The sequence below is a fragment of the Chryseobacterium sp. VD8 genome (assembly GCF_037149975.1).
GTDB classification, from domain to species: Bacteria; Bacteroidota; Bacteroidia; order Flavobacteriales; family Weeksellaceae; genus Chryseobacterium; species Chryseobacterium indicum.
Window position 1 is genome coordinate 1 of the sequence record NZ_JBBCQL010000350.1, and the last position, 2,971, is coordinate 2,971.

A 2,971-nucleotide genomic window follows, 5' to 3' on the forward strand; every position below is an offset into this window, starting at 1 on the left:
TGTCATCCTGAAAGGATCTAAGCACGAATCTTTCAATCTTTTTTCGCTACTTTTAGATCAGAATAACAAGCTAAAATGTTAATCTATGCTGTCAATGTATAATTTCGTAAATTTAGTTACATTAAATCAACAAAATTATGCCCTGGAATCCTGAAATTTACAATCAGTTTAAAAACATTCGCTATAAACCTTTTTTTGATCTTTCAGATTTAATTAAAGATGAAAAATCTATGAAGGCTATTGATCTGGGATGCGGAACCGGAGAACAGACTGCAATATTAGCTGAAAAATTTCCCGAAGCTGTATTTATCGGAATAGATTCTTCTGCCGAAATGCTTGAGCAATCAAAAAGTCTTGAAAATGAACGTCTTCATTTCAGACAGGCGACAACAGAAGAAATTTTGGAAAGTGATGAAAACTGGGATTTGATCTTCAGCAATGCGGCTTTGCAGTGGTCTGATAATCATCACGAATTATTCCCGAAACTGATTTCAAAACTGAACTGTAACGGACAACTTGCAATCCAAATGCCTTATCAGCCGGGAAATATTCTCAATCAGATTTTGTCTGAAATGTCGGATGAGGAACCTTTCAAAACACAATTAAACGGATGGAACCGTCCTTCTTCTGTTTTAACCATTGACGAATACGTACAGATTCTATTTGAAAACGGACTTGAAAATTTAAATATATTTCAGAAGGTGTATCCTATTATCGCGGAAGATCATGAAACGCTATTTAATTTCATTTCGGGATCTGCATTAATTCCTTATCTGGAAAGACTTTCGGAGGATGAGCAGAAAAATTTTAAGACAGAATTTAAACGGAGGATTCAGAAAAATTTCCCTAAGCTTCCGGCAGTTTATTCTTTCAAAAGAATTTTAATGTATGGAAGAAAAGTATAAGTCCTTTAAAAATAAAATCGCGGAAAATACATTCTCCGCGATTTCAATTTATAGAAAATATTTTAAGATTAAGCTACCGTAACCCCGAAAAGATGCCCGATTAAAGCCGTAATTCCCATGGCAACCGTTCCCCAGAAACAAATTCTGAGAACGGCGATTCCTATTTTTGAGCCTCCTGTTCTTGCTGAAATAGCGCCCAGAATCATCAGAAATATAATAGAAAAACCATATTGAAAATACACCATTTCCTTTAAGGGAGCCACCAGTGAAACGATAAACGGCAGTAACGCTCCCAAAGCAAAAGAACCGAATGACGCCAAAGCAGCCTGTAACGGTTTAGCCTGAGTAATTTCGTTAATTCCAAGCTCGTCATGAGCATGTGCCGCCAAAGCATCGTGTTCCGTAAGTTCTGTAGCTACTTTCAAAGCTGTTTCTTTGCTTACGCCTCTTTTTTCATAAATTTTAGCCAGTTCCAGAAGTTCGACTTCCGGCATTTCTTCAAGTTCCCGCTTTTCGCGAAGGAGATCTGCTTTCTCGGTATCTTCCTGCGAACTTACCGATACATATTCTCCTGCAGCCATAGACATCGCTCCGGCAATCATTCCGGCGAGTGCGGCAAGAATGATGGTATTTCTTTCGGGTGTGGCTGCTGCAACACCAATAACGATACTTGTGGTTGATAATAATCCGTCATTCGCTCCCAAAACTGCTGCACGAAGCCAGCCTACTCTGTTCACATAATGTTTTTCCAACTGATGATGCATACACTTTAGTTTTTAAGTTAAAAAAATGACTTGCTAATTATGTTAACAAGTCAAAATTAAACTGATTTTTTATTTAAACCTTAAATTTAACGAAATAATATCAGATTTCATTCCGATCGATTTCGTATAATGTCCATATCGTATTTCCAGCATATTCAGTCGTTCTACCCCGAATAAACCGTTTTTCGGACTGATTCTGATTCCTGCTCCGTAAAAATGGCTGTCGAATTTTGACAGATCATAATTGCTGGTGTAGAAATCATCAAAGGCGGTATGCTGCTGATAAGGCGCAAAATATTTAGCCGCAGTCTGAGAATAATAACGATAGAAAGGACTCACCGAAACAAAAGGAGACACTTTCACCGGTGTTTCTAAACTGAACGTATTGGATTTCAAGCCCCAATCGTCTGTGTAATAACGATAATACGCTCTCAAAATCACCTTGTCTCCAAGGAAATAATTCGCTCTTACTCCCAAAGGAATTTTAAATCTTTTATCCGGCAACGCTTCCTGATGAACCGATTTATCATTAAAGTAAACCCTGTGGAACGGCAGGCTTAAATATCCGGTCTGCTGAACTCCGTCCGCCAGAAATTCAACCTGAAAATTCTGATTGATGATCTGTGAATACGCCAAAGACAAAGCAAAGGTATTTCTTCCGCTGGTTCCGTAATCATCATGTTCTTTTCCCGTATTGCTTCCTGTTCTCAGTTCAATCGGAGTGACTAATTTTACCTGATCCAGAAAGGTCTGAAATTTAGCCGTAAACTCTCCCATTCGGTTTTTCGTTTTTTGTGAAAACCCGATGTTTGCCCCGTATGAGGTATAATCGAATTCGAAAGAGGTAGAAACTCCTGCCATTAAAGTCGTTCCTTTTTCGGTATTTTCACGGCTCCAGCTTAATGCAGGATAAATTCTGTTGTCTGCGTGCGAAGCCGATGAATTGGCTTTCAGATCAATCATATCCGAAGATGCGGAAGTATAATGATCGATCCCGACACTTACATTGAATTTATTTTTACGGTCTTTTTTATCGTATTTTACCATCGTTACATCAATCGTGTTGGAAACATCGGTCAGTTTTTCTGAACCGATTCCTCCTGTAACGGCAGAATTGTTTCCGTCCTGTTTGTAGTAACTAGAAACTAAATTAGCTTCATCAAAAGTCAGCTTTTTGGGCTGTTCGTTATTTGTGTTTTCCTGTGCTTTTGCATTAAAAATTCCGAAAAGAGCAACAACACTTATGATTATTTTTTTCATTGTAGATCACATTAAATTTTTACCATTCTCTTTTCTTAATTG

General features: G+C 37.9%; 3 protein-coding genes. 1 reads left to right on the top strand and 2 read right to left on the bottom strand.

Features of this window, described 5'->3' with window-relative positions; all coding sequences use genetic code 11:
- The first annotated feature begins 137 nt into the window (after positions 1 to 137).
- Positions 138 to 905 (top strand): methyltransferase domain-containing protein, encoded by a 768-nt coding sequence (locus tag WFK35_RS21880; RefSeq protein ID WP_336734678.1) that lies wholly within the window; start codon positions 138 to 140, stop codon positions 903 to 905.
- Positions 906 to 973: 68 nt separating this feature from the next.
- Here the strand turns inward: WFK35_RS21880 and WFK35_RS21885 are convergent, their stop codons facing one another.
- Both WFK35_RS21885 and WFK35_RS21890 read right to left on the bottom strand, forming a co-directional pair.
- Entirely contained in the window at positions 974 to 1,669 is a 696-nt protein-coding gene (locus tag WFK35_RS21885; protein WP_288459037.1) for a VIT1/CCC1 transporter family protein, read from the bottom strand.
- Between the two features lie 69 nt (positions 1,670 to 1,738).
- The gene (locus WFK35_RS21890) at positions 1,739 to 2,929 is read right to left on the bottom strand and encodes a DUF3570 domain-containing protein (protein ID WP_336734680.1); all 1,191 of its coding nucleotides are present in this window, start codon (positions 2,927 to 2,929) and stop codon (positions 1,739 to 1,741) included.
- Positions 2,930 to 2,971: the final 42 nt, after the last annotated feature.

Coding starts and splice junctions, on each gene's coding strand:
- WFK35_RS21880 (WP_336734678.1), top strand. CDS start 138: ATGCCCTGGAATCCTGAAATTTACAATCAGTTTAAAAACATTCGCTAT.
- WFK35_RS21890 (WP_336734680.1), bottom strand. CDS start 2,929: ATGAAAAAAATAATCATAAGTGTTGTTGCTCTTTTCGGAATTTTTAAT.
- WFK35_RS21885 (WP_288459037.1), bottom strand. CDS start 1,669: ATGCATCATCAGTTGGAAAAACATTATGTGAACAGAGTAGGCTGGCTT.